General features: G+C 73.4%; 23 protein-coding genes. 16 read left to right on the top strand and 7 right to left on the bottom strand.

What is annotated here, in order from left to right; translation table 11 throughout:
• Window positions 1-50: 50 nt before the first annotated feature.
• Window positions 51-785, top strand: coding sequence for a phosphatase PAP2 family protein (locus ACHZ99_RS11885; RefSeq protein WP_420304431.1), 735 nt, complete (start codon window positions 51-53; stop codon window positions 783-785).
• Window positions 786-943: 158 nt separating this feature from the next.
• Here the strand turns inward: ACHZ99_RS11885 and ACHZ99_RS11880 are convergent, their stop codons facing one another.
• Both ACHZ99_RS11880 and ACHZ99_RS11875 read right to left on the bottom strand, forming a co-directional pair.
• Window positions 944-2,515 carry an FAD-binding oxidoreductase gene (locus tag ACHZ99_RS11880; RefSeq protein ID WP_420304430.1) on the bottom strand — a complete coding sequence of 524 codons (1,572 nt, stop codon included), beginning with the start codon at window positions 2,513-2,515 and terminating at the stop codon, window positions 944-946.
• A 71-nt stretch (window positions 2,516-2,586) separates the two neighbouring features.
• A complete protein-coding gene (locus ACHZ99_RS11875) occupies window positions 2,587-2,817 on the bottom strand; it encodes a hypothetical protein (protein WP_420304429.1) in 231 nt (76 codons plus the stop codon).
• 91 nt (window positions 2,818-2,908) lie between these two features.
• On the opposite strand from ACHZ99_RS11875, the gene ACHZ99_RS11870 reads away from it, so the two are divergent.
• The gene (locus ACHZ99_RS11870; protein ID WP_420304428.1) at window positions 2,909-3,820 is read left to right on the top strand and encodes a hypothetical protein; all 912 of its coding nucleotides are present in this window, start codon (window positions 2,909-2,911) and stop codon (window positions 3,818-3,820) included.
• Window positions 3,821-4,023: 203 nt separating this feature from the next.
• Window positions 4,024-4,197, top strand: coding sequence for a hypothetical protein (locus tag ACHZ99_RS11865; protein ID WP_420304427.1), 174 nt, complete (start codon window positions 4,024-4,026; stop codon window positions 4,195-4,197).
• Between the two features lie 99 nt (window positions 4,198-4,296).
• On the opposite strand, the gene ACHZ99_RS11860 is transcribed toward ACHZ99_RS11865, so the two are convergent.
• Window positions 4,297-4,647: a metal-sensitive transcriptional regulator gene (locus ACHZ99_RS11860; RefSeq protein ID WP_420304426.1), complete on the bottom strand. Its 351-nt coding sequence runs from the start codon at window positions 4,645-4,647 to the stop codon at window positions 4,297-4,299.
• Window positions 4,648-4,838: 191 nt separating this feature from the next.
• Here ACHZ99_RS11860 and ACHZ99_RS11855 point away from each other — a divergent pair, with 191 nt between their 5' ends.
• Window positions 4,839-5,459 carry a DUF47 domain-containing protein gene (locus ACHZ99_RS11855; RefSeq protein WP_420304425.1) on the top strand — a complete coding sequence of 207 codons (621 nt, stop codon included), beginning with the start codon at window positions 4,839-4,841 and terminating at the stop codon, window positions 5,457-5,459.
• Between the two features lie 6 nt (window positions 5,460-5,465).
• The gene (locus tag ACHZ99_RS11850; RefSeq protein WP_420304424.1) at window positions 5,466-6,464 is read left to right on the top strand and encodes an inorganic phosphate transporter; all 999 of its coding nucleotides are present in this window, start codon (window positions 5,466-5,468) and stop codon (window positions 6,462-6,464) included.
• A 49-nt stretch (window positions 6,465-6,513) separates the two neighbouring features.
• Here the strand turns inward: ACHZ99_RS11850 and pstB are convergent, their stop codons facing one another.
• From pstB to pstS, 4 genes are all read right to left on the bottom strand, one after another.
• Window positions 6,514-7,290 (bottom strand): phosphate ABC transporter ATP-binding protein PstB, encoded by a 777-nt coding sequence (gene pstB / locus ACHZ99_RS11845; RefSeq protein ID WP_420304423.1) that lies wholly within the window; start codon window positions 7,288-7,290, stop codon window positions 6,514-6,516.
• A 29-nt stretch (window positions 7,291-7,319) separates the two neighbouring features.
• Window positions 7,320-8,393 carry a phosphate ABC transporter permease PstA gene (gene pstA, locus ACHZ99_RS11840; RefSeq protein WP_420304422.1) on the bottom strand — a complete coding sequence of 358 codons (1,074 nt, stop codon included), beginning with the start codon at window positions 8,391-8,393 and terminating at the stop codon, window positions 7,320-7,322.
• Entirely contained in the window at window positions 8,390-9,388 is a 999-nt protein-coding gene (gene pstC, locus ACHZ99_RS11835; protein WP_420304696.1) for a phosphate ABC transporter permease subunit PstC, read from the bottom strand. Before pstC ends, pstA begins: the two co-directional genes overlap by 4 nt.
• Before the next feature lie 164 nt (window positions 9,389-9,552).
• Complete coding sequence (gene pstS, locus ACHZ99_RS11830; protein ID WP_420304421.1) at window positions 9,553-10,683, bottom strand: phosphate ABC transporter substrate-binding protein PstS; 1,131 nt, start codon at window positions 10,681-10,683, stop codon at window positions 9,553-9,555.
• A gap of 546 nt (window positions 10,684-11,229) precedes the next feature.
• Between pstS and ACHZ99_RS11825 the strand changes: the two genes are divergently transcribed.
• From ACHZ99_RS11825 to ACHZ99_RS11775, 11 genes are all read left to right on the top strand, one after another.
• Complete coding sequence (locus ACHZ99_RS11825; protein WP_420304420.1) at window positions 11,230-12,384, top strand: zinc-dependent metalloprotease; 1,155 nt, start codon at window positions 11,230-11,232, stop codon at window positions 12,382-12,384.
• Window positions 12,385-12,579: 195 nt separating this feature from the next.
• Complete coding sequence (gene tilS / locus ACHZ99_RS11820; protein ID WP_420304419.1) at window positions 12,580-13,797, top strand: tRNA lysidine(34) synthetase TilS; 1,218 nt, start codon at window positions 12,580-12,582, stop codon at window positions 13,795-13,797.
• 143 nt (window positions 13,798-13,940) lie between these two features.
• Window positions 13,941-14,480, top strand: a complete 540-nt coding sequence (gene hpt / locus ACHZ99_RS11815) for a hypoxanthine phosphoribosyltransferase (protein ID WP_420304695.1) — start codon at window positions 13,941-13,943, stop codon at window positions 14,478-14,480.
• Window positions 14,481-14,780: 300 nt separating this feature from the next.
• Window positions 14,781-16,856, top strand: a complete 2,076-nt coding sequence (ftsH, locus tag ACHZ99_RS11810; RefSeq protein WP_420304418.1) for an ATP-dependent zinc metalloprotease FtsH — start codon at window positions 14,781-14,783, stop codon at window positions 16,854-16,856.
• A 186-nt stretch (window positions 16,857-17,042) separates the two neighbouring features.
• On the top strand, window positions 17,043-17,621 hold the full coding sequence (gene folE, locus ACHZ99_RS11805; RefSeq protein ID WP_420304693.1) for a GTP cyclohydrolase I FolE: 579 nt from the start codon (window positions 17,043-17,045) through the stop codon (window positions 17,619-17,621).
• On the top strand, window positions 17,618-18,730 hold the full coding sequence (locus ACHZ99_RS11800; RefSeq protein ID WP_420304692.1) for a formylglycine-generating enzyme family protein: 1,113 nt from the start codon (window positions 17,618-17,620) through the stop codon (window positions 18,728-18,730). Before folE ends, ACHZ99_RS11800 begins: the two co-directional genes overlap by 4 nt.
• Window positions 18,731-19,331: 601 nt before the next feature.
• Window positions 19,332-20,198, top strand: coding sequence for a dihydropteroate synthase (gene folP / locus ACHZ99_RS11795; protein ID WP_420304417.1), 867 nt, complete (start codon window positions 19,332-19,334; stop codon window positions 20,196-20,198).
• Between the two features lie 676 nt (window positions 20,199-20,874).
• Window positions 20,875-21,243: a dihydroneopterin aldolase gene (folB, locus tag ACHZ99_RS11790; protein WP_420304416.1), complete on the top strand. Its 369-nt coding sequence runs from the start codon at window positions 20,875-20,877 to the stop codon at window positions 21,241-21,243.
• A gap of 2 nt (window positions 21,244-21,245) precedes the next feature.
• Window positions 21,246-21,839 (top strand): 2-amino-4-hydroxy-6-hydroxymethyldihydropteridine diphosphokinase, encoded by a 594-nt coding sequence (folK, locus tag ACHZ99_RS11785; protein WP_420304415.1) that lies wholly within the window; start codon window positions 21,246-21,248, stop codon window positions 21,837-21,839.
• A gap of 59 nt (window positions 21,840-21,898) precedes the next feature.
• On the top strand, window positions 21,899-22,387 hold the full coding sequence (locus ACHZ99_RS11780; protein ID WP_420304414.1) for a DUF3180 domain-containing protein: 489 nt from the start codon (window positions 21,899-21,901) through the stop codon (window positions 22,385-22,387).
• Window positions 22,388-22,558: 171 nt separating this feature from the next.
• The gene (locus tag ACHZ99_RS11775) at window positions 22,559-23,653 is read left to right on the top strand and encodes an NADH-quinone oxidoreductase subunit D (protein ID WP_420304691.1); all 1,095 of its coding nucleotides are present in this window, start codon (window positions 22,559-22,561) and stop codon (window positions 23,651-23,653) included.
• The last annotated feature ends 20 nt before the right edge of the window (window positions 23,654-23,673 follow it).

Below are 23,673 nucleotides of genomic sequence, written 5' to 3'. Positions count from 1 at the left end.
GAAGACGGCAGACGCCGGCAAGCGGGGAAACGGGCGGGGAGAGGAGCCGAGTGGACATGCGTTCGCTGCACCTGGCGGGGGCACCCCCGAGCGGGTCGAACGCCGACGTTTCCGTGCTGTACGACATCAACGGCGTCGCGGACTCTACGCCGCCCTGGTTCGACCGCGGGGCGGCGTTTCTGGGTGAGTACGGGCTGATCGGCATGCTCGGCGTGCTGCTGGTCCTCTGCTGGTGGCGGGTGCGGCGGCGGCCCGGCGCGCTGCCGGCCGTGGCCGCGCTGGCGTGGGGGCCGCTGGCGGCGGCGCTCGCGTGGCTGGCGAACATGCCGATCCGCGGCATCGTGGAGCGCCCGCGGCCGTTCCGGGAGCACGACGGCCTGGAGGTCCTGCTGCCCGGCACCACCGGGTACTCGTTCGTCAGCGACCACACCTCCGTCGCCATGGCGCTGGCGGTCGGCATCTTCATGGCCAGCCGGCGGTACGGGCTCGCCGCGCTGGCGCTCGCGCTCCTGGAGGCGCTGAGCCGGATGTACCTGGGCGTGCACTACCCCTCGGACGTCGTCGGCGGCATCGCGCTCGGCACGTCGGTGGCGCTGTTGCTGGCGCCGGCGGCGACGGCCGCGCTGGTGCCGCTGCTGCGGCGGGCGCCGGAGTGGCTGGTCGGCGACCCGGAGGCGCCGGACGCCGAGTCCGGCGCGGGCGGCTCGGGCCCGGTGCCGGCGCCGCGGACGGAGCCGCTGGAGTGCGACGGCGGCGGCCGGGACGGGGACGAGCTGGCGGCGTAGCGGCGCGTACGGGCGCTGGGGGCGCACGGGGGCACGAGGGCGCGGACGGTGCGTACCGGCCCGAGGGGTCAGGGGCGTACGGCAGCATCCCCCGCCCGGGGGCGCACGCCCCTCGCGCACGCCGCCCCGCCACCCCGCGCCCGTACCGCCCGCGCCGCCTACACCGCCTGGTCGAAGTCGAACAGCCGCTCCGGGTCGTACCGCTCCTTCACCTTCGCCAGCCGCTCCGCCGCCGGCCCGTAGTACGCCCGGCGCCACTTCCGCAGCCCCGCGTCCGTGTAGTTCTGGTACGCCGCCCCCGAGGCGTGCTGCCGCATCGCCGCGTGCGTGTCCGCCAGCCAGCGCTCGCCCGGCCCGCCGTCCGCGCCCTCGTCCCATGACGAGATGTACTGCGCGAGCACCCGCGACCCGCGGTGCACGAACGCCGTGTCCGCCACCGGCACCCGGTTCACCGCCCCGCCCAGCGCCGTGAGGATGAACAGCGCGTCCGCCGCCCGCGACGCCTTCTCCGCCCGGTCCAGCAGCGTGCCGACGCCGTTGGCGTCCAGCGGCTCGTCGTAGAAGTCGGAGCGGGCGGCGAACGTGTCGCGCTGCAGAATGCCCTGCGTGTTGCGGCCCGGGACCGGGCCCTGGAGCCGGCACTGCTCGCGGCCGGCCTGGGCGCACCCCGCGTAGGTGCGCATGGCGTGGATGTACGTCTGCGGGCCGATGGAGACGTCCTCGGCGGGCCCGGGGCCGCCGGGCTGGTCGGCGAGGTGGTCGACGGCGGCGTGCAGGGCGTCCTCGGTGCCCAGGGACAGCGCGGCCACGGAGATCGTGGGCTCGCCGCCGCGGGTGGTGCCGAAGTGGACGGCGGACCACAGCTCGTCGGGCTGGTCGGGCCCCCACCGCTGCCAGGTGGTCAGCAGCGCCTCGGCCTTGGACCACGGCCACACCATGTTCGCGGCGACGACGTCGGCGGCCTCGCGGGTGTCGTAGCGCAGCTCGGTGACGACGCCGAAGTTGCCGCCGCCGGCGCCGCGCAGCGCCCAGAAGAGGTCCTCGTTCTCGTCCGCGGAGCACTCGACGGTCCTGCCGTCGGCGGTGACGACGGTCGCGCCGGTCAGGTGGTCGCAGGTGAGCCCGTACGCGCGCGAGACGACGCCGTGGCCGCCGCCGAGGGTGAGGCCGGCCATGCCGACGGTGGCGCAGGAGCCGGCGGGTATGGTCCGGCCGCGGGCGGCGAGGACCTCGTACGCGTCGATGGTGCGCGCGCCGGCGCCGACGGTGGCGGTGCCGGAGTCGGCGTCGATGGCGGAGAGGGCGGAGACGTCGAGGACGAGGCGGCCGTTGCCGCTGGAGAAGCCGGCGTAGGAGTGGCCTCCGCTGCGTACGGAGACGGGGACGCCGGCGTCGCGGGCGAAGCCCAGGCACTCGGCGACGTCGCCGGCGTGGTCGACGTACGCGACGGCGGCGGGGCGCAGGTCGTCGAAGCGGGTGTTGTACTGCTGGGCGGCGACCCGGTAGTCGTCGTCCCCGGGGAGGACGAGGCGGCCGTCGAGGGACTGCGCGAGCGCGGGCCAGTCCGCCGGGCCGGTGGTCCTGCCGGTGGTCTTGCCGCCGGTCCGCGAGCCGGTGGGCTTGGGGTCCGGTCTCCCGCCGTCGTCGCCCGAGCAGCCGGCGAGGCCGGCGGTGGCGCCCACGCCGGCGGCGGTGGCGAGGGCGGTACGGAGCACTGTGCGCCTGTCCATCGGGACAGCACAGCGCATCGTGCCCGCCCTTCGCTACCCCCCGGTAGCGGAGCCGCGGCGGTACGCGCCCCTCAGCCGGCTCCGCCGGGCAGGTGGGCGTCGGCGTCCGCGCGGGCGCGGGAGCGGGCGCGGCGGGCCGGGCCGGTCCAGCCGCAGGTGCAGCTGGCGAACGCGAAGGCGCCCTGCTCGGCGGTCGACGTCCGGTGCGGGTCACCGGCCCCGCCGCACGGGCCGGGGGAGGCGTGCGGGCCGTCCGGGGCGTGGGGGTCGCCCGGCCCGCCGCCGGGTCCGTCGCTGAGCACGCGGTCACGGTACCGCGGTGGGACAGACCGTGACGACGCTCCCTCCACCTCGTTAAGCGAACCGGAGAAAACACCGGCCGGGGGTAGCGAGATGGCGGCGGAGCAGCGGCGGACCGTACGTACCGGAACGGCCCCCGCGCGGCCCGGTGCCGCCCCCGCGGCCCGCTCCACCCCCGCGGCCCGCCGCTCCGCGGCCGTGGCCGCGCTCCTCGGCGCCCTCGCCGCGGCGGCCCTGTCCGCCACCGCCGGCTGCTCGGAGCGCGGCGCGGTGGCCGACGAGCACCCGGGCGGCGGCGACCCGCTCAGCGCGGTGCGGCGCGCGGCCGACGCGCTGAGCGACGCGGGCACCTCCCGGGCGCGTACGGCGATGGAGATGACCAGCGGCGGCACCCGCGTCACCGTCAGCGGCGACGGCGCCTTCGACTACGCGGAGCGGCGCGGCCTGCTGCGCGTGGTGCTGCCGCAGGCGGCGGAGGAGCCGGTCACCGAGGTGTACGCGGGCGGCCGGCTGTACATGAAGAACCGCGGCGCCGGCGTCCCCGCCGACAAGTGGCTGCGGCTCGACACGACCCGGATGGCCGACGGCAACCTCGTCACCAACGGCGCCACCGACCCGCTGACCGCCGCCGAGCTGCTGCGCGGCGCCCGCGAGGTGCGGTACGTGGGCGAGGAGCGGGTCGGCGACAGCGTCCTGCGGCACTACGAGGGCACGGCCGACCTCGACCGCGCCGCCCGCTCGGCGTCGCCGTACGCGCGCGGGGCGCTGACCGCCGCGGCCGACGGGTTCGTGCGGGACACGGTGCTCTTCGACGCGTACCTCGACGAGGCGGGCCGGCCGCGCCGGGTGCGGCACGAGTTCGGGCTGTCCGGCGCGTCACCGGTGCGGGTGGCGTCGACCGTCGAAACCTACGACTTCGGCGTGCCGGCCGAGGTGGCGCTGCCCGCGGGCCGCGACATCTATGCGGGAACGGTTCGCCACGGCGGCCAACGGCCCGCTTCCTAGCCGGAGTTGATTCCGGCCGTTTGCGCGGGGGCGTCGGGATTCGCCCGGGAAAGCCGGTGCCGTAAATGGTCCGGACGTGTCATGCGCGGACTGTGCCGCCCTACCTACTCTGAGCGGTGGGCCCGGCTGTCGGCGGGCCGGCGGGTGTGCACGGGGAAGTGGGGTGATTGCACGTGGGTCGGGGGTCGGCCGTTCAGGACCATGTGGCTCTCGCCGAAATCGAGTTGTGCGGGGAATTGATCATCGCGGCGACCAGCGCACCGGAAGAGCGGCTGAGCGACGACCGTATCGACGAAGTGCTGAGGGTGGAGGCCGCGCGGCGCGGTTCCGAGTGCGAGCGCGGCCGCAGGCGCGGCCGGCAGGAGATCACGCCGTAGCGACGGGCGGGCCGGAGGGCGTGCCGAGGGGCGTGGCGCGGGCGGCGGCGGTGGCCGTACCGGCGGGCGCGCGTCGCGGGGACGCGCGCCGCGGAGGGGTCACGCGCGCAGCATGCGGGCGATCGCCGCGGTGGCCTCCTCGACCTTCGCGTCGATCTCGTCGCCGCCCCGGGCGGCGGCGTCGGCGACGCAGTGCCGCAGGTGCTCCTCCAGGAGTTGCAGGGCGAAGGACTGCAGCGCCTTCGTGCTCGCGGAGACCTGGGTGAGTATGTCGATGCAGTAGACGTCCTCGTCGACCATCCGTTGCAGGCCGCGGACCTGGCCCTCGATCCGGCGCAGCCGCTTGAGGTGGGCCTCTTTGTCCTTGCTGTAGCCGTGCGGGCCGGAGCCCGGCGCGGAGGCGCCGGCCGCCGTCTCGACGGCGGTCGTGGTTGCCGTGGTGTCGGTCACTGCCCGTCCTTCCCTTTGTGCGTACCAGCGTATGCGAACCGTGGCGTAAATACCCTCAGGGGGTATATGATACCGCGTTCGTGGCATTCTGTCCTGCGGTCGTCCCGCACAGCCGGTTCGCTCCGCCGGTGCGGCTCGCCTAGCATCATCAGGACCTATTCGCCGATATTCGCAGTACTGAGGATCTCCACGTGCGATTTCGTCTGACCCCCCGGGAGACGAGCTTCTACGATATGTTCGCCGCCTCGGCCGACAACATCGTGACGGGCTCGAAGCTCCTGATGGAACTGCTCGGGGCGGATTCCTCCGCCCGGGCGGAGATCGCCGAGCGGATGCGCGCTGCGGAACACGCCGGCGACGACGCCACCCACGCGATCCTCCACCAGCTCAACGCCTCGTTCATCACGCCCTTCGACCGCGAGGACATCTACCGGCTCGCCAGCTCCCTCGACGACGTCATGGACTTCATGGAGGAGGCCGTCGACCTTGTCGTCCTCTACCAGATCGAGGAGCTGCCGCGGGGGGTGGAGCAGCAGATCGAGGTGCTGGCGCGGGCCGCCGAGCTGACCGCGGAGGCGATGCCCAACCTCCGTACGCTCAACCACCTGCCCGAGTTCTGGATCGAGGTCAACCGGCTGGAGAACCAGGCCGACCAGATCCACCGCAGGCTCCTCGCGCACCTCTTCAACGGCAAGTACGACGCCATCGAGGTGCTCAAGCTCAAGCAGATCGTGGACGTCCTGGAAGAGGCCGCCGACGCGTTCGAGAAGGTCGCGAACACCGTGGAAACGATCGCGGTCAAGGAGTCCTGAGCGCTCGTGGACACCTTCGCGCTTGTCGTGACGATCGGGGTCGCGCTCTTCTTCACGTACACCAACGGCTTCCACGACTCCGCCAACGCGATCGCGACCTCCGTCTCCACGCGCGCGCTGACGCCGCGGGCCGCGCTGCTGATGGCCGCGGTGATGAACTTCGCCGGCGCCTTCCTCGGCAGCGGCGTCGCCAAGACGGTCAGCGAGGGGCTGATCGAGACCCCGCACGGCGACCACGGGATGTGGATCCTGTTCGCCGCCCTCGTCGGCGCGATCACGTGGAACATGATCACGTGGTACTTCGGGCTGCCGTCGTCGTCCTCGCACGCGCTCTTCGGCGGCATGGTCGGCGCGGCGCTCGCGGCGTCGTCGACGGTGTACTGGTCCGGGGTGCTGGAGAAGGTCGTCATCCCGATGTTCGTCTCGCCGGTCGTCGGCCTGTGCGTCGGCTACCTGGTGATGTGCGCGATCCTGTGGTTCTCCCGCCGCGCCACCCCGCGGCGCGCGCAGCGCGGCTTCCGCATAGCGCAGACGGTCTCGGCGGCCGGGATGGCGCTCGGGCACGGGCTCCAGGACGCCCAGAAGACGATGGGCATCGTGGTGATGGCGCTGGTCATCGCGGACGTGGAGGACGAGGGCGACGCGATCCCGTGGTGGGTGAAGGTGGCCAGCGCGCTGATGCTGTCGCTCGGTACGTACGCGGGCGGCTGGCGCATCATGCGGACGCTGGGGCGCCGGATCATCGACCTGCAACCGCCGCAGGGGTTCGCGGCGGAGACGACGGCGGCGGGGATCATGTACTCGGCGTCGTTCATGTTCCACGCGCCGATCTCGACCACGCACGTGATCACGTCGGCGATCATGGGCGTCGGGGCGACGAAGCGGGTCAAGGCCGTGCGGTGGGGGGTCGCGAAGAACATCGTGATGGGGTGGTTCATCACGATGCCGGCCGCGGCGGGCGTGGCGGCGGTGGCGTACTGGGTGGTCCACCTGGCCTTCGAGTAGTGCCGAAGCGTTTCTCCCCGTCTCCGTGCCCCGCCCCGGCCCGCTGTCCTCACCCGAAGCGGCCCGAGATGTAGTCCTCGGTGGCCTTCTCGTCGGGATTGGAGAAGATCTTGTCGGTGTCGCCGACCTCCACCAGCCGCCCCGGCTCCCCGACCGCCGACAGGTTGAAGAACGCGGTGCGGTCCGAGACCCGGGCCGCCTGCTGCATGTTGTGGGTCACGATGACGATGGTGAACCTTTGTTTGAGGTCGGCTATGAGGTCCTCGATGGCGAGGGTGGAGATGGGGTCGAGGGCCGAGCAGGGTTCGTCCATGAGGAGGACCTGGGGTTCGACGGCGATGGCGCGGGCGATGCAGAGGCGTTGCTGCTGGCCGCCGGACAGGCCGGAGCCGGGGCGGTTGAGGCGGTCCTTGACCTCGTTCCACAGGTTCGCGCCGCGGAGGGACTTCTCGACCACGTCGTCCAGTTCGGACTTGCGGTAGCGGCCGTTGAGCTTGAGGCCCGCGGCGACGTTCTCGTAGACGCTCATCGTCGGGAACGGGTTGGGCCGCTGGAAGACCATGCCCACCACCCGGCGCACCCCGACCGGGTCGACGCCCGGCCCGTACAGGTCCTCGCCGTCGAGGCGGATCTCGCCCTCGACGCGCGCGCCGGGGGTGACCTCGTGCATGCGGTTGACGGTGCGCAGGAAGGTGGACTTGCCGCAGCCGGACGGGCCGATGAAGGCGGTCACGGACTTCGGCTCGACGTGCATGGAGATGCCGTCGATCGCCTTGAAGTCGCCGTAGTAGGCGCTCAGGTCGGCGATGTCGATGCGCTTGGCCATGGGACTGGTATCTCTTTTCTACGCGGCCGTCAGCGGGTCTTCGGGGCCTTGAAACGGGCGATGAGGCGGGCGATCAGGTTGAGGAGCATGACGAACAGGATGAGCACCAGGGCGGCGGCCCACGCGCGGTCGTAGGAGGCGGCGTTGCCGTTGGCCCACTGCTCGTAGATGTAGAGCGGGAGCGACGCCTGGGCGCCGTCGAAGGGGTTGTCGTTGATGGCGGGGTTGCCGAACACGAGCAGCAGGAGCGGTGCCGTCTCGCCGGTGATGCGGGCCACGGCGAGCATGACGCCGGTGGTGATGCCGCCGATGGAGGTGGGGAGGACGACCTTGAGGATCGTCTTCCACTTCGGCACGCCCAGGGCGTACGACGCCTCCCGCAGCTCGTTCGGCACGAGCTTGAGCATCTCCTCGGTGGAGCGCACCACCACGGGCATCATCAGGATCGCCAGCGCGAAGGAGCCGGCGAGACCGGAGTAGCCGAAGCCCAGACCCATGATCCACACGCTGAGGACGAACAGGCCCGCGACGATCGACGGGATGCCCGTCATGACGTCGACGAAGAACGTCACCGCCTTCGCCAGCCGCCCGCGCCCGTACTCGACGAGGTACACGCCCGTCAGCAGCCCGATCGGGGTGGCGATGAGCGTGGCGATCAGCACCTGCTCGACGGTGCCGAGCAGCGCGTGGTAGATGCCGCCGCCGGGGGCGATGGCGACGACGCCGTTCATGGAGTGCGTCAGGAAGTAGACGTCCAGGACCTTGACGCCCTGCCGTACGGTCTCCCACACCAGCGACGCCAGCGGAACGACGGCCAGCAGGAACGCGCCCCACACGAGCGACGTCGCCAGCCGGTCCCGCGCCGTACGGGCGCCCTCCACGCGCGCGGAGACCGCGTACAGCCCGGCCACGAACAGCAGCGCGGCGATCAGCCCCCACTGCACCCGGCTCGCCAGCCCCGCGCCCAGCCCCACCGCCACCGCCACCGCCGCCGCGGTGACGGCGACGCCGGCGGGCGCCCAGCGGGGCAGCCGCGGCTGGTGGATGCCGAGGGCGTCGGCGCGGTCGGCCCGCGTCACGGCGTGCGTGCCCGGCGCGCTCACGCGTTGGCCCCCGAGTACTCCTTGCGGCGCGCGATGATCAGCCGGGCGGCGCCGTTGACCAGCAGCGTGATGACGAACAGGACCAGGCCGGAGGCGATCAGCGCGTCCCGCCCGAACTCGCCGGCCTCCTTGAACGCCGACGCGATGTTCTGCGCGAACGTCCCGCCCCCGGGCTCCAGGATCCTCGCCGAGAGGATCGCCGACGGCGACAGCACCGTGGCCACCGCCATCGTCTCGCCCAGCGCCCGGCCGAGGCCCAGCATCGAGGCGGAGATGACGCCGGAGCGCCCGAACGGCAGCACCGACATCCGGATGACCTCCCAGCGCGTGGCGCCCAGCGCCAGCGCCGCCTCCTGCTGCGTCTGCGGCACCTGCCGGAAGACCTCGCGGCTGACGTTGGTGATGATCGGCAGGATCATGATCGCCAGCAGGACGCCCGCGGTCATCAGCGACCGCGGGGCGCCGCCGTCGTACGAGAAGACGACGGTCCAGCCGAGCACGTCGTCCAGCCACTCGTACGGGCCGACCAGGTGCGGCACCAGGAACAGGGCGCCCCACAGGCCGTAGACGATGGACGGGACGGCGGCCAGCAGGTCGATGACGTACGCGACCGGGCCGGCCAGCCGGCGGGGCGCGTAGTGGGTGATGAACAGCGCGATGCCGACCGCGACCGGCACCGCGATGACCATCGCGACGACCGACGAGACGACCGTGCCGAAGGCGAGGACCGCGATACCGAACACCGGCGGGTCGGCGTTGGCGTCCCACTCGAAGGTGGTGAGGAAGTTGCCCTCGTTCTTCGCGAGGGCGAGGGCCGCGCGGTACGCCAGGAACGCCGCGATCGCGCCCATGATCACCAGCAGGGTGATCCCGGAGCCCTTCGACAGGCCCGCGAACACGCGGTCGCCGAGGCGGGTGGCCGGACCCCGCCGCCCGCGCCGCCCGCGGCGCGCCGGGGGCGGGGCCCCGGGCGGCGGCGGGGCCGGGGCACGTATGCCGGTCTCGGTGTCGGTACTCACGTTCGATCTCCGGTCTGGGTGGGGCGGCGGCGCGGGGGTGGGCGCCTGCCGTCCCGGCGGCGGTGCACCGGATGGCCGGCCCGGGCCGCCCCGCCCGCCGCGCCGGTCGGCGCGGAGGCGGCGGGAGCGCGGGCCGGGGGTCAGGAGAGGGACTCCACGGTCGTACGGACCTTGCCCGCGACCTCGGCGGGCAGCGGCGCGTAGCCGAGCCGGCCCAGCTTGGACTGGCCGGCCTCGCTGGCCGTGTAGCCGAGGAAGGACTTGACCTTCGCGAGGCTGCCCTTGGCGTTGCCCGTGTCGCAGGCGATCTCGTAGGTGAGCAGGGTCAGGGGATACGCGCCGGCGGCGTCGGTGGTGTAGTCGAGCCGCATCGCCAGATCGCTACCGGTGCCGGTGACCTTGGCGGCGGCGATGGCCTTGGAGGCGTTCTGGCTGGTGGCCTCGACGGGCTCGGCGGCGCCGGTGTCCAGCCTGACGGTGTCGATGTCGTTGGCCGTGGCGTAGGACAGCTCGAAGTACGAGATGGCGCCCTCGGACTGGTTCACCTGCGCGGAGACGCCGGCGGAGCCGTCGGCGGACTGCCCGCCGGGCACGGGCCACTTCTTGCCGGGCTCGTGCGGCCAGGCCCCGGGCGCGGCGTCGGCGAGGTACCGCGTGAAGTTGTCGGTGGTGCCCGACTCGTCCGAGCGGTGCACCGGCTGGATCTTGGTGTCCGGCAGGTCGGCGTCCGGGTTGAGGTCCGCGATGGCCGGGTCGTCCCAGGAGGTGACGTCACCGGTGAAGATCCGGGCGAGCGTGCGGGAGTCGAGGACGAGGTCGTCCACGCCCTCGACGTTGTAGCCGACCGCGATGGGGCCGCCGAGCATCGGGATGTTGATCGCCTCGCCGTCCTTGCAGACCTTCTTCGACGCCTCGACCTCCTCGGGCTTCAGTACCGAGTCTGAACCGGCGAAGCCGGTCTTGCCCTGCAGAAACTCCTGGATACCGGCGCCGGAGCCGGTCGCCTTGTAGTTGACGGTGACGTCCGGGCACGAGCTCTGGTAGTCGCTGACCCACTGGTCCACGGCGTTCTTCTGCGCCGAGGAACCCGACGCCAGCAGCTCGCCGGAACCGGCGCAGTCCACGTCGCCCGGGGCGGCCTGGGCGCCCCCGGTGCCGCCGCCGGTGCCGGTGTTGTCGTCGGACCCGCAGGCGCCGAGGACGAGGGCGCCGGTGAGGGCGAGCGAGCCGGCGGCGACGGCACGCCGCCGGGTGGTGCGGAGGAGCTTCACGGTGGGGGGTCCTTTGCGGTTCTTGCGTGCGGGAGCGAGACCTCTTCCTCAGGTATGCGCGATCGCATCAGTCCCGCCTGCGCTGATTCACCTTTCGTCGCCGAAGTTAGGCAGAACAGGTGAAGCGATCCGCCGTTTGAAGTGAACGAGAAGTGAATCTCCTCCTTCGTCCGAGCGACCGCCCCGCCCCTTCGGCCCGCGGTCCCTTACGGGCCCTCCCGCAGCGGTTCCGGGGGGCCGCGCGCTCCCGCTCGGCCGCGTGGGCACGGTCCCTCTGCCCCCCGCCCGCCCTGCGCTCGCAGTCCGTGGGCCCGCCCCGATCTCCGAGCCGTGGTCCCCTACCGGGGGCTCCCGCAGTGGTTCCGGGGGGCCGCGGGCTCCCGCTCGGCCGCGTGGGCACGGTCCCTCTGCCCTCCACCCGCCCTGCGCCCGCCGTCCGTAGCCCCCGCCCCCGTCTCCGAGCCGTGGTCCCTTACGGGCCCTCCCGCAGCGGTTCCGGGGGGCCGCGCGCTCCCGCTCGGCCGCGTGGGCACGTACGGTGAAGAGATGACGAGCATCGGTGGTGCGGAGATGGTCGACTGGAATCTCGCGGTTGCGACCGCGACGCGGCTCGTGCGGCCGGGTCCCGAGGTGAGCCGCGACGAGGCGCGCGGCATCGTCGGCGAACTGCGGACGCACGCCCGGTCGGCGGAGGAGCACGTACGCGAGTTCTCCCGGATGTATCCCGAGGGCGCGGACCCACGGCACGACACCCCGGTGCTCGTCGTCGACCGGCCCGGCTGGATCCGGGCGAACGTCGCGGGCTTCCGCGCCGTCCTCGCGCCGCTGCTGGAGAAGATGGACAAGCGCCGCTCCGGCATCCCCGGCGGGGCCCTCCTCGGCTCCGTCGGCGGCAAGGTGACGGGCGTCGAGCTGGGGATGCTGCTGTCGTTCCTGTCCTCCCGCGTCCTCGGCCAGTACGAGACCTTCGCCCCCGCCACCCGCGACCTCCCCGGCGGCCCCGCCGCCCATGCCGGCACCGACCGCGGCGGCGCGGGCCAGGGCCGGCTGCTGCTGATCGCGCCGAACATCGTCCACGTCGAGCGCGAGCTGGAGGTCGCCCCGCACGACTTCCGGCTGTGGGTCTGCATCCACGAGGAGACCCACCGCACGCAGTTCACCGCCGTGCCGTGGCTGCGCGACCACCTCCAGGGCGAGATCCAGTCGTTCCTCGGCGAGACGGAGATCGACCCGGCCACCCTGCTGGACCGCGTACGGGAGGCGCTCCAGAGCCTCAGCGGCGGCCGCGAGGAGGGCGGCGAGGAGCGCAGCATCGTCGAGGTCGTCCAGACGCCCGCGCAGCGGGAGATCCTGGGCCGGCTGACCGCGGTGATGTCGCTGCTGGAGGGGCACGCCGACTACGTGATGGACGGCGTCGGGCCCCAGGTGGTGCCGTCGGTCGCGGAGATCCGGGAGAAGTTCACCAAGCGCCGTCAGGCCGGCGCGGGGCGGCTGGACCAGGCGCTGCGCAAGCTGCTGGGCCTGGACGCGAAGCTCCGGCAGTACCGGGACGGCGAGCGCTTCGTCCGGCACGTCGTCGACGAGGTCGGCATGGACGGCTTCAACCGGGTGTGGACCTCGCCCAACACGCTGCCGACGAAGTCGGAGATCGCCAAACCGGCGGACTGGATCGCTCGGGTGCACAGCCGCGCCGAGAGCTGAGCTTCGCTCCCGGCGGTTCCCGTGGCGGCGGTTTCGGTGCGACTTTCACCCGTCCGAGGGAGCGAACCCGGCGTTGCCGCGTGCAATGCTCGGTTCCCCGCTCTCCTCTGTCACCATCGACGCACATACAGTGACGGTGGTTGAGGTGAGCCCGAGCGAGCTCTTTCCGCCGCCAGCGAAAGTGAAGTGAAAGCCATGGGTCCCCATCCAGCGGTCGCCGCGATACGTCTGGCAGTTCGCCGGGTCCTGCACGACGTGCTGACCGAGTACGCGACGGCGCAGGCTCCCCCCACCGCCGGGGCCCACCCGGCCGCCTCTCCGGCCGCCTCCGCGACCGCCCTGCCCGCCGTGCCCGCCCCGGCCGCCCGCGGCCGCCGCGCCGCGGCCCCCGCCCGTACCGGCGCCGCGTCCGCCCCGCCCCCCGCCTCCCCGACCGCCGACGCCCCGGCCCCCGACGCCCCGGCGGCCCCCGCCTCCGGCGACCGCGCCGCCGACGCCCCCCTCGTCCTCGTCGCCTGCTCCGGCGGCGCCGACTCCATGGCGCTGGCCTCCGCCCTCTCCTTCGAGGCCCCCCGCCAGGGCGCCCGCGCCGGCGGCATCACCGTCGACCACGGCCTCCAGGACGGCTCCGACCTGCGCGCCCAGGAGGTCGCCGCGCGGCTCCGCGCCCTCGGCCTGGACCCCGTCGAGTCCGTACGCGTCGACGTCGGCCGCGACGGCGGCCCCGAGGCCGCCGCCCGCGACGCCCGCTACGCGGCGCTGGACGACGCCGCGCAGCGGCTCGGCGCCGCCGCCGTACTCCTCGGCCACACCCGCGACGACCAGGCCGAGACCGTGCTGCTGGCGCTCGCCCGCGGCTCCGGCGTGCGCTCCCTGTCCGGCATGGCCGCCGCCTCCGGGCCCGGCGGCCGCTACCGCCGCCCGTTCCTCCAGATCGACCGCCAGGTCGCCCGCAAGGCGTGCCTGGTCCAGTCCCTGCCCGTCTGGGACGACCCGCACAACGCCGACCCCGCCTACACCCGCTCCCGCGTCCGCCACGAGGCGCTGCCCGTGCTGGAGAAGGCCCTCGGCCGCGGCGTCGTCGAGTCCCTGGCCCGGACCGCCCGGCTCTCCCGCGACGACGCCGACGCCCTCGACGCCTGGGCCGCCGACGCGGAGCGCGGCGTGCGCGACCCCGACGGCGGCCTCGACGTCCGCGGGCTGTACGCGCTCCCGCCCGCCGTCCGCCGCCGCATCCTGCGCCGCGCCGCCCTCGCGGCGGGCTCCCCCGGCGGCTCCCTCTTCAGCGGGCACGTCGAGGAGATGGACAAGCTCATCACCGGCTGGCGCGGCCAGGGCGCTATCAACCTCCCCGGGCGGGTGTCCGCCCGTCGCGAACAGGGCCGGCTGCTGGTCCGGCGCGAGGGCCCGTGAGCCGTACGGGCCGGGGCCGGGGGCCCGGACGTGCGTGGAACGCCGCCGACGCGCTCCTGACCGGCCGGGGAACGGATGGCAGACTGTTCGTCCGGCAGTGGTCGTCGAACGAACGAGAGTGACTCCGGGTGGATGTGAAGGACATGGGCGCGGACCTTGAGAACGTGCTCATCACCAAGGAAGAGATCGACGCCAAGCTCGCCGAGATCTCCGCGAAGATCGACGCGGAGTACGCGGACAAGGACCTCCTGATCGTCGGGGTGCTCAAGGGCGCGGTGATGGTCATGGCGGACCTCGCGCGCACCCTGTCCACCCCGCTGACGATGGACTGGATGGCCGTCTCCTCGTACGGGGCGGGCACCCAGTCCTCCGGCGTCGTACGGATCCTCAAGGACCTCGACACCGACATCCAGGACCGGCACGTGCTGATCGTCGAGGACATCATCGACTCCGGCCTCACGCTCTCCTGGCTGCTGTCGAACCTCGGCTCGCGGCAGCCCGCCTCGCTCCGGGTGTTCACGCTGCTGCGCAAGCCGGAGGCGGCGAAGGTGCCCATCGACGTGGACTGGGTCGGCTTCGACATCCCCAACGAGTTCGTCGTCGGCTACGGCCTCGACTACGCGGAGAAGTACCGGAACCTCCCCTTCGTCGGCACGCTCGCACCGCACGTGTACGGTGGCTGACGCGGTCCGCGGCGACTTCCGCGCGGGCTCGGGGGACCGCCCGCCGCCGCCCTTCGGGCGGCCGGACCCGGGCCGGTGGGCGCCGCCCGGGGAACACCGGGGGGTTTCCCGCCGTTGGAGCATGGGAAAGCCGGTTTGTTAGCCGTCCCCGCCGGGGACGGGTGACAATTCTGGGGTACCGTCCGAACGTCAGTCGTTTCAGTTTGGACCCATACAGGCATACGCACGGCCACGGGCTCGGTCAGGAGCCAGCCGTGCCTCACTGGGCAGGAGGGACGGGGCGTACACCGCCCCGTGTGGATGGACGTGAAGCGCTACTTCCGTGGGCCGGTCATGTGGATCGTGCTGGCCGTCCTCGCCGTGGTCCTGTTGATGCAACTGGTCGGCTCCTCCGAGGGCTACAAGTCCGTGGACACCGCCAAGGTCGTGGCCGCGATCGAGGAGGACCGCGTCAGCTCCGCCGAGCTGACCACCGGCAACAGCGAGACCATCAAGGTCCAGCTCAAAGACGACGCCAAGGAGATCGACGGCAGCGACAAGGTCCAGGCGAACTACATCGACACCCAGGGTGCCGACCTCGCCGACCTGCTGCAGAACAGGTTCGACAAGGGCGAGATCCCCGACGGCTACGCGGTCAAGGAGACGAAGGACAACCCCTTCGTCAGCATCCTGCTCTCCCTGCTGCCGTTCGTCCTGATCGTGCTCGTCTTCCTCTTCCTGATGAACCAGATGCAGGGCGGCGGCTCCCGGGTCATGAACTTCGGGAAGTCCAAGGCCAAGCTCATCACGAAGGACACCCCGAAGACGACGTTCTCCGACGTGGCCGGGGCCGACGAGGCCGTCGAGGAGCTCCACGAGATCAAGGAGTTCCTCCAGGAGCCCGCGAAGTTCCAGGCCGTCGGCGCCAAGATCCCCAAGGGCGTGCTGCTCTACGGTCCGCCCGGCACCGGCAAGACGCTCCTGGCGCGCGCCGTCGCGGGTGAGGCCGGGGTGCCGTTCTACTCCATCTCCGGCTCCGACTTCGTCGAGATGTTCGTCGGCGTCGGCGCCTCCCGCGTCCGCGACCTGTTCGAGCAGGCGAAGGCGAACGCGCCGGCGATCGTCTTCGTCGACGAGATCGACGCCGTCGGCCGCCACCGCGGCGCCGGCATGGGCGGCGGCCACGACGAGCGCGAGCAGACGCTGAACCAGCTGCTCGTCGAGATGGACGGCTTCGACGTCAAGGGCGGCGTCATCCTCATCGCGGCCACCAACCGGCCCGACATCCTCGACCCCGCCCTGCTCCGCCCCGGCCGCTTCGACCGGCAGATCGGCGTGGAGAGCCCGGATATGCAGGGCCGGCTGGAGATCCTCAAGGTCCACCAGAAGGGCAAGCCGGTCGCCCCGGACGTGGACCTGTCCGCCGTGGCCCGGCGCACCCCCGGCTTCACCGGCGCCGACCTCAGCAACGTGCTGAACGAGGCCGCGCTGCTCACCGCCCGCAGCAACAGGAAGCTCATCGACAACGAGATGCTGGACGAGGCCATCGACCGCGTGGTCGCCGGCCCGCAGAAGCGCTCCCGGATCATGTCGGAGAAGGAGAAGAAGATCACCGCGTACCACGAGGGCGGGCACGCCCTGGTCGCGGCGGCCTCTCCCAGCGGCGACCCGGTGCACAAGGTGACGATCCTCTCCCGCGGCCGCGCCCTCGGCTACACGATGGTGCTGCCCGACGAGGACAAGTACTCCACCACGCGCAACGAGATGCTCGACCAGCTCGCGTACATGATGGGCGGCCGGGCCGCCGAGGAACTGGTCTTCCACGACCCGACGACCGGCGCCGCCAACGACATCGAGAAGGCCACCGGCCTCGCCCGCAAGATGGTCACGCAGTACGGCATGACCGAGCGGCTCGGCGCGATCAAGTTCGGCTCCGACCAGTCCGAGCCCTTCCTGGGCCGGGAGCTCTCCCACCAGCGCGACTACTCCGAGGAGGTCGCCGCGCTGGTCGACGAGGAGGTCAAGAAGCTGATCGAGGCCGCGCACAACGAGGCGTGGGAGATCCTCGTCGAGAACCGCGACGTGCTCGACAACCTGGTGCTGGAGCTGCTGGAGAAGGAGACCCTCGGCAAGGAGGAGATCGCCGAGGTCTTCCGCCCGCTGGTCAAGCGCCCGCTGCGGCCGGCGTGGACCGGCTCCGCGCGGCGTACCCCCTCCACCCGGCCGCCGGTCTCCTCCCCCCGGGAGACGAACGGAGCCGCCCCCACCGCCCCGAAGATGCTCGACAAGGCGGACACCCCGCCGGTCGGCGGCGGGCTGCCGGGGCTCCAGGACGGCACGCTGCCGGGCGAGGGCCCGCAGCACCAGCCGTCGCCGAGCGAAGGCGGTCAGCCGTAGCGGATACCGCGGATACTGCTGGAATGTGAGCGGCGCCCCCGAGGTTCTAGCCTTGGGGGCGCGGCCATACGCGCAGGACGCGCAGGTACGAGAGGCACGACGATGACGGATGCGGCTGTCCGGCCGGCTGACGGCCCGGAGTACGGCGAGCGGGGCGGCTACGGCGCCGGCGGGCCGGCCGCCGGCATGCCCGCGTACGGCGACTTCGACGAGAAGCGCGCCGAGAGCGCCGTACGGGAGCTGCTCATCGCCGTGGGCGAGGACCCGGATCGCGAGGGCCTGCTGGACACGCCGGCGCGGGTGGCGCGCGCGTACAAGGAGATATTCGCGGGGCTGCGGCAGCGGCCGGAGGACGTGCTGACGACGACGTTCGACCTGGGCCACGACGAGATGGTGCTGGTCAAGGACATCGAGGTGCTGAGCACGTGCGAGCACCACCTGGTGCCGTTCGTGGGCTCCGCGCACGTGGGGTACATCCCGTCGCACGACGGAAAGATCACGGGGCTGTCGAAGCTGGCGCGGCTGGTGGACGTGTACGCGCGCCGGCCGCAGGTGCAGGAACGGTTGACCACGCAGGTCGCGGACTCGCTGATGGAGATACTGGAGCCGCGGGGCGTGATCGTCGTCCTTGAGTGCGAGCACATGTGCATGACGATGCGCGGGGTCCGGAAGCCGGGCGCGAAGACGCTGACGTCGGCGGTGCGCGGGCAGCTGCGCGACCCGGCGACGCGGGCCGAGGCGATGAGCCTGATCAAGGCGCGCTGATGGCGGACGGCGCGAAGGGCGGGAACGTGGAAGCGGCCGGAGCGGGCGCCGGCGCGGGCCCGGAGTCCGAGCCGGAGTCTGAGCCGGAATCCGGGGCGGAGTCGGTGTCGGGGCCGGGGGAGCCGAAGGCGTGCTGTGCGCCGGGACGCGGCGGCGTAGGCGCGCATGGCGGCCCGGAGGGGCCCGTCGCGCCGGGACGCACACCGGCGCCGCGGGACGCCGCGGCGTCCCCGGCCGAGGCCGCCCCGGGGACGTACGAGCCGCGCGGCGGCTGGCGGAAGCTGCCCGGCGGGGCGTTCCGGATGGGCTACGACGACGGCCCGTACCCGGCGGACGGCGAGGGCCCGGCGCGCGAGGTGACGGTCGACGGGTTCACGGTCGCGGCCACTGCGGTGACGAACGAGGAGTTCGCGGCCTTCGCGGAGGCGACGTCGCACGTCACGGACGCCGAGCGCTTCGGCTGGTCCTTCGTCTTCGCGGGCTTCCTGCCCAAGAACTTCCCGCCCACCGCCTCGCCGCCGCAGACGCCCTGGTGGCGGCAGGTCCACCGGGCCGACTGGCGGCACCCCGAAGGCCCCGGCTCGGGCCTGCGCGGCCGCTGGGACCACCCGGTGGTGCACGTCTCGCACGCCGACGCGCTCGCCTTCTGCGCCTGGGCGGGCGCGCGGCTGCCGACGGAGGCGGAGTGGGAGTACGCGGCCCGCGGCGGGCTGGACGGCGAGCCGTACCCGTGGGGCGCGGAGCGGGAGCCGGAGGGCGCGTACCGGATGAACATCTGGCGCGGCAGCTTCCCCGACCGCAACACGGCGGCCGACGGCTATCGCGGCACCTGCCCGGTCGACGCCTTCGAGCCGAACGCCTACGGGCTGTACAACGCGACGGGGAACGTGTGGGAGTGGTGCGCCGACTGGTTCCACCCGCGGCACCACCGCAAGGCGCCGCGCGACAACCCGCGGGGGCCGCGACTGGGGCAGTCGCGGGTGCTGAAGGGCGGGTCGCACATGTGCCACGAGTCGTACTGCCTGCGCTACCGGACGTCGGCGCGGATGGGGAACACCCCGGACAGCTCCAGCGGCAACACGGGCTTCCGGCCGGTCCGAGCCACCTGAGCAAACCCGGAGCCCGCGGAGTCCGGTGCCTGCGGAGCCAGGAGCCGGAGCCCGGTGCGGTGCCCGCGGCGCCCGGAGTCCGGAGCCCGGTGCGGTGCCCGGTGCCCGAAACTCCCGATCCCCGCACACCCGCCCCAGGGTAGGCCCGCCCCCTGACATCGACCCGGGGCCAGCAAGCCGAGAGCCGCTGGCTGCTCCACGCAGCCGTACGCCGTCGTGCGCAGCCGTAGGCCGCCCCTCGTGCCGTGCGGTTGCCCCTCGCCGCCGTACAGGTGCCCCTCGCTCCGTGCCCCAGGCCCCCGTGCGGCGTCCGCCCCCATGGCCCGCCGTACGCCCCGCCCCATGCCCGCCGTGCGCCTGGCCCCAGGCCGCGCCGTGCGCGCCCGCCCCCAGGCCCTGCCGTACGCCCCGCCCAGGCCCCGCCGCGCGCCCGCCCCAGGTCCCGCTGCGCGCCCCGGCCCCAGGCCCCCCGTGCGCCCGCCGGGCCGCCCCCGGGCCCGTCCCGTGCCGCGCCCCCGGGCGCCCGCCCCGGCGCCCGTCCCACGCCCCCCGCCGCCTCCCCGCCGGGTCCGGTCGCCCCGGAGGCGCCTACGCTGGTGCTATGACCCATGCGCGCAGGGGGCAGGTGGCGGGGCTGCCGGACTTCGGCCGCTGCGCCGTCATGGGCGTCGTCAACGTCACCCCCGACTCCTTCTCCGACGGCGGCCTGTGGTTCGACCCCGCGACCGCCATCAAGCACGGCATCGACCTTGTCGCCACCGGCGCCGACATCGTCGACGTCGGCGGCGAGTCCACCCGCCCCGGCGCGCCCCGCGTGGACGAGGACGAGGAGCTGCGCCGCGTGCTGCCCGTCGTCCGGGGCCTGGCGGCCGAAGGCGTGCTGGTCTCCGTCGACACCATGCGCGCCACCGTCGCCGAGCGGGCGGTCGCCGCCGGCGCCCGGCTCGTCAACGACGTCAGCGGTGGCCTCGCCGACCCCGCGATGGTGCCGGCGGTCGCGGCCGCGGGCGTGCCGTTCGTCGTCATGCACTGGCGCGGACAGTCCATCGACATGAACAACCGCGCTGTCTACGAGGACACCGTCACCGAGGTCGTCGACGAGATGCGCCGCAGCCTGGACCGGGCCGTGGCCGGCGGGATCGCCTTCGAGCGGATCATCGCCGACCCCGGCCTCGGCTTCGCCAAGGGGGCGCCGCACGACCTCGTACTGCTGAACAGCCTCCCGCGGCTGCGCGCGGATCTGGGCCGGCCGCTGCTGGTGGCGGCGTCGCGGAAGCGGTTCCTCGGGCGGGTGCTGGCCGGGCCGGACGGGTCCCCGCCCCCGGCGCGCGAGCGGGACGCCGCGACGGCGGCGGTGTCGGCGATCGCGGCGCGGGAGGGCGCGTGGGCGGTACGGGTCCACGAGGTGCGGCCGACGGCGGACGCGGTACGGGTGGCGTCGGCGCTGGAGGGGCCCGGCGGGGCGTAGCGGGGCGGGAGGGGGCGTAGAACAAGCGCAGGGACCACGCGCGTGCCCTCGCGACCACACCGGCGTACGGACCACGCACCCGCACCCGCCCGCGTACCCCCCACCCGCACGCGCACCCCCGCACCCCCGCGCCCCCGCGCCCCCGCGCCCCCGCGCCCCCCGGCACCCATCGGTCGATGTCAGCGCGGCGGCCTACCCTGGGGCGGGAGTGCGGGTAACGGGTGGCGACCCGTGTACACGGTGTACGGGGGTCGGCCCAGCGGGAATCCGGCGGCGGGACGTCGGCGGGTGTCTCCCAAGACCCGGGTCGCGTTCATAGCCCGTTCGAGTCGACGTCACTCCCCATACGGCTGTCCCGTCGACCCTCCGGGTAGGCGCGGCCGGAGTGGGGGCGGGGGATCGGCCGGTCGCGGCGGCCCCGGTCGTACGGCTTGTCAGCAGCCGCAGGTACATTCGATCGAGGGGCCCGGGGTCGGGGCCGGGCATCGCGGCGGCACGGTGACGGCGTCCGTGGGCCACCAGGCCGCCGAGCCCCCGGCCACCCGTGACCGCGCATCAACCGAACCGAACCGAACAGCGTCAGCCACCGGCACGCAGCCCGCTGCCCGCAGCACGCGCGGCACAGGCTGCGCACCGGACACGACCGGAACGCATACCGCAGGAGGTGAGGCGAGCCATGACCGTAGCCGACCGAGTCGCGCTGCGCGGCCTCAGGGCCCGCGGCCACCACGGCGTCTTCGCGCACGAGCGCGCCGAGGGCCAGCCCTTCGTCGTCGACCTCGTCCTCCACCTCGACACCCGCGGCGCCGCCGCCGACGACGACCTGGCGCAGACCGTCCACTACGGCGTCGTGGCCGAAGAGACCGCCGCCCTCGTCGAGGGCGAGCCGGTGGACCTGATCGAGACGCTCGCCGAGCGGATCGCCGCCCAGTGCCTGACACACCCGCCCGTGCAGCAGGTGGAGGTGACGGTGCACAAGCCGGACGCGCCGATCACCGTGCCGTTCGACGACGTGACCATCACCATCACCCGAAGCAGAGGTTGATCTTGAATCGCAGCGACCCGACCGTGCAGCCAGTGCCGCGTTCCGTGGTCGAGCAGGTCGACGCGGCCGACTCGACCCTGCAGAACCCGAAACGCGCCGTGCTCTCCCTCGGCAGCAACCTCGGCAACCGCCTGGAGACCCTCCAGGGCGCCGTGGACGCGCTCGAAGACACCCCCGGCCTCCGCGTCAAAGCCGTCTCTCCCGTGTACGAGACGGCCCCCTGGGGCGTCGAGGAAGGCAGCCAGCCGACGTTCTTCAACGCCGTCCTCCTCGTCCGGACCACCCTCCCGCCCGCCTCCCTCATGGAGCGCGCACACGCGGTCGAGGAGGCGTTCTCGCGCGTACGGGACACCCGGTGGGGCCCGCGCACGCTGGACGTCGACATCGTGGCGTACCAGGGCGTCGTCTCCGACGACCCCGCCCTGACCCTGCCGCACCCCCGCGCGCACGAGCGCGCCTTCGTCCTCGTCCCGTGGCACGACGTGGACGCCGCGGCCGAGCTGCCCGGGCACGGCCCGGTGGCCCAGCTGCTGGCGCAGGTCGGGCGGCAGGGCGTGCAGGAGCGTACGGATCTCGAACTGCGACTGCCCGACTGAGCGCTTCCGCAGGTCCTTCGGGGCTACGATCTCTGGGAGTTCTGGGAGGAGCGCATTCGGTGAGGCAACTGCGCATCGGGGTGTTGGCCGGCATCTTCGTGGTGGCGGGGGTGCTGTCCTGGGCGGGCTCCCGGCTGTGGAACTCGGTGGGTACGCTCCCGAGCGTCCCCGTCGCCGCCCCGGTGGTGCTGGCCCTGATCGCCACGATCCTCACGGCGACGGCGCTGTCCATCCGCGCCCGGCTCGGCGCGCAGCGCGAGCGCGACCCGCAGGCCAAGGGCGTCGACCCGATGATGGCGGCGCGGGCGGTGGTGCTGGGGCAGGCGAGCGCGCTGGTGTCGGCGCTCGTGGCGGGGCTGTACGCGGGTCTGGGGCTGTTCCTGGTGCTGGACGGGCTGGACTACGGCACGCGCGGCTCGCAGGTGGTGTACGCGGCGCTGGCGGTGGTCGCGGCGGCGCTGGTCGTGGCGGCGGCCTTCTTCCTGGAGCGGGTGTGCAAGCTGCCGGACGACGAGGACGAGGGGGACGGGGCCCCGCCGCGGGCCTAGGGCACGGTCCGTACGGCCACTAGGCTCGGCGCCATGACTGCCGCGCCCACCGGAGCCGCCGACGAGGCCGCCCCCGCCGCCCCCGCCGCACCCGGAGAGGCCGCCCCCGCGGCAGGCACCGCCGCCGCCCCCCTGACGGTCGGCGTCGGCGGCGCCGCCGAGCAGACCGACATGGTCCTCAACATCGGCCCGCAGCACCCCTCCACCCACGGCGTGCTGCGCCTGCGCCTCGTCCTCGACGGCGAGCGCATCGTCACCGCCGAGCCGGTCATCGGCTACATGCACCGCGGCGCCGAGAAGCTCTTCGAAGCCCGCGACTACCGCCAGATCATCGTCCTCGCCAACCGCCACGACTGGCTCTCGGCCTTCTCCAACGAACTCGGCGTGGTCCTGGCGGTCGAACGCATGCTGGGGATGGAGGTGCCGGAGCGGGCGGTGTGGCTGCGTACGCTCCTCGCGGAGCTGAACCGGGTGCTCAATCACCTGATGTTCCTCGGCTCGTACCCCCTCGAACTCGGCGGCATCACCCCGATCTTCCACGCCTTCCGCGAGCGCGAGGACCTCCAGGCCGTCATGGAGGAGGTCTCCGGCGGCCGGATGCACTACATGTTCAACCGCGTCGGCGGCCTGAAGGAGGAACTGCCCGCCGGCTGGACGGACCGGGCGCGCGCGGCCGTACGCGCGGCACGCGCGCGGATGGACGTCTTCGACCGGCTGGTCCTCGGCAACGAGATCTTCCGCGGCCGTACGCGCGGCGTGGGCGTACTCCCGCCGCAGACCGTCCACGCGTACGGCGTCAGCGGACCCATCGGGCGCGCCTCCGGCGTGGACTTCGACCTGCGCCGCGACGAGCCGTATCTGGCGTACGGGGAACTGGACGGCACCCTGCGCGTCGTGACCCGCGAGGAGGGCGACTGCCTCGCCCGCTTCGAAGTGCTCCTGGCGCAGGCGCACAACTCCCTCGACCTGGCCGACGCCTGCCTGGACCGGCTGGCCGAGCTGCCGCCGGGGCCGGTGAACCAGCGGCTGCCGAAGGTGCTGAAGGCGCCCGAGGGGGAGACGTACGCCTGGACGGAGAACCCGCTGGGGCTGAACGGCTACTACCTGGTGTCGAAGGGCGAGAAGACGCCGTACCGGCTGAAGCTGCGCTCCGCCTCGTACAACAACATCCAGGCGCTGACCGAGCTGCTGCCGGGGACGCTGGTGGCGGACATGGTGGCGATACTCGGGTCGATGTTCTTCGTGGTCGGGGACATCGACAAGTGAGGAGGAACGGGGGCGAATCC

Source organism: Streptomyces sp. MAR4 CNX-425 (genome assembly GCF_048656465.1).
Lineage (GTDB): Bacteria > Actinomycetota > Actinomycetes > Streptomycetales > Streptomycetaceae > Streptomyces.
The sequence above is the reverse complement of the archived record's forward strand: the minus strand, read 5'-3'. Positions and strand labels throughout refer to the sequence as shown.

Bases quoted from the DNA above. Each gene is read 5' to 3' on its own strand.
- ACHZ99_RS11880 (WP_420304430.1), bottom strand. From the start codon at position 2,515: ATGGACAGGCGCACAGTGCTCCGTACCGCCCTCGCCACCGCCGCCGGC.
- ACHZ99_RS11870 (WP_420304428.1), top strand. From the start codon at position 2,909: ATGGCGGCGGAGCAGCGGCGGACCGTACGTACCGGAACGGCCCCCGCG.
- pstB (WP_420304423.1), bottom strand. From the start codon at position 7,290: ATGGCCAAGCGCATCGACATCGCCGACCTGAGCGCCTACTACGGCGAC.
- ACHZ99_RS11825 (WP_420304420.1), top strand. From the start codon at position 11,230: ATGACGAGCATCGGTGGTGCGGAGATGGTCGACTGGAATCTCGCGGTT.
- tilS (WP_420304419.1), top strand. From the start codon at position 12,580: ATGGGTCCCCATCCAGCGGTCGCCGCGATACGTCTGGCAGTTCGCCGG.
- hpt (WP_420304695.1), top strand. From the start codon at position 13,941: ATGGGCGCGGACCTTGAGAACGTGCTCATCACCAAGGAAGAGATCGAC.
- ftsH (WP_420304418.1), top strand. From the start codon at position 14,781: ATGGACGTGAAGCGCTACTTCCGTGGGCCGGTCATGTGGATCGTGCTG.
- folE (WP_420304693.1), top strand. From the start codon at position 17,043: ATGCCCGCGTACGGCGACTTCGACGAGAAGCGCGCCGAGAGCGCCGTA.
- folP (WP_420304417.1), top strand. From the start codon at position 19,332: ATGACCCATGCGCGCAGGGGGCAGGTGGCGGGGCTGCCGGACTTCGGC.
- folB (WP_420304416.1), top strand. From the start codon at position 20,875: ATGACCGTAGCCGACCGAGTCGCGCTGCGCGGCCTCAGGGCCCGCGGC.
- ACHZ99_RS11775 (WP_420304691.1), top strand. From the start codon at position 22,559: ATGGTCCTCAACATCGGCCCGCAGCACCCCTCCACCCACGGCGTGCTG.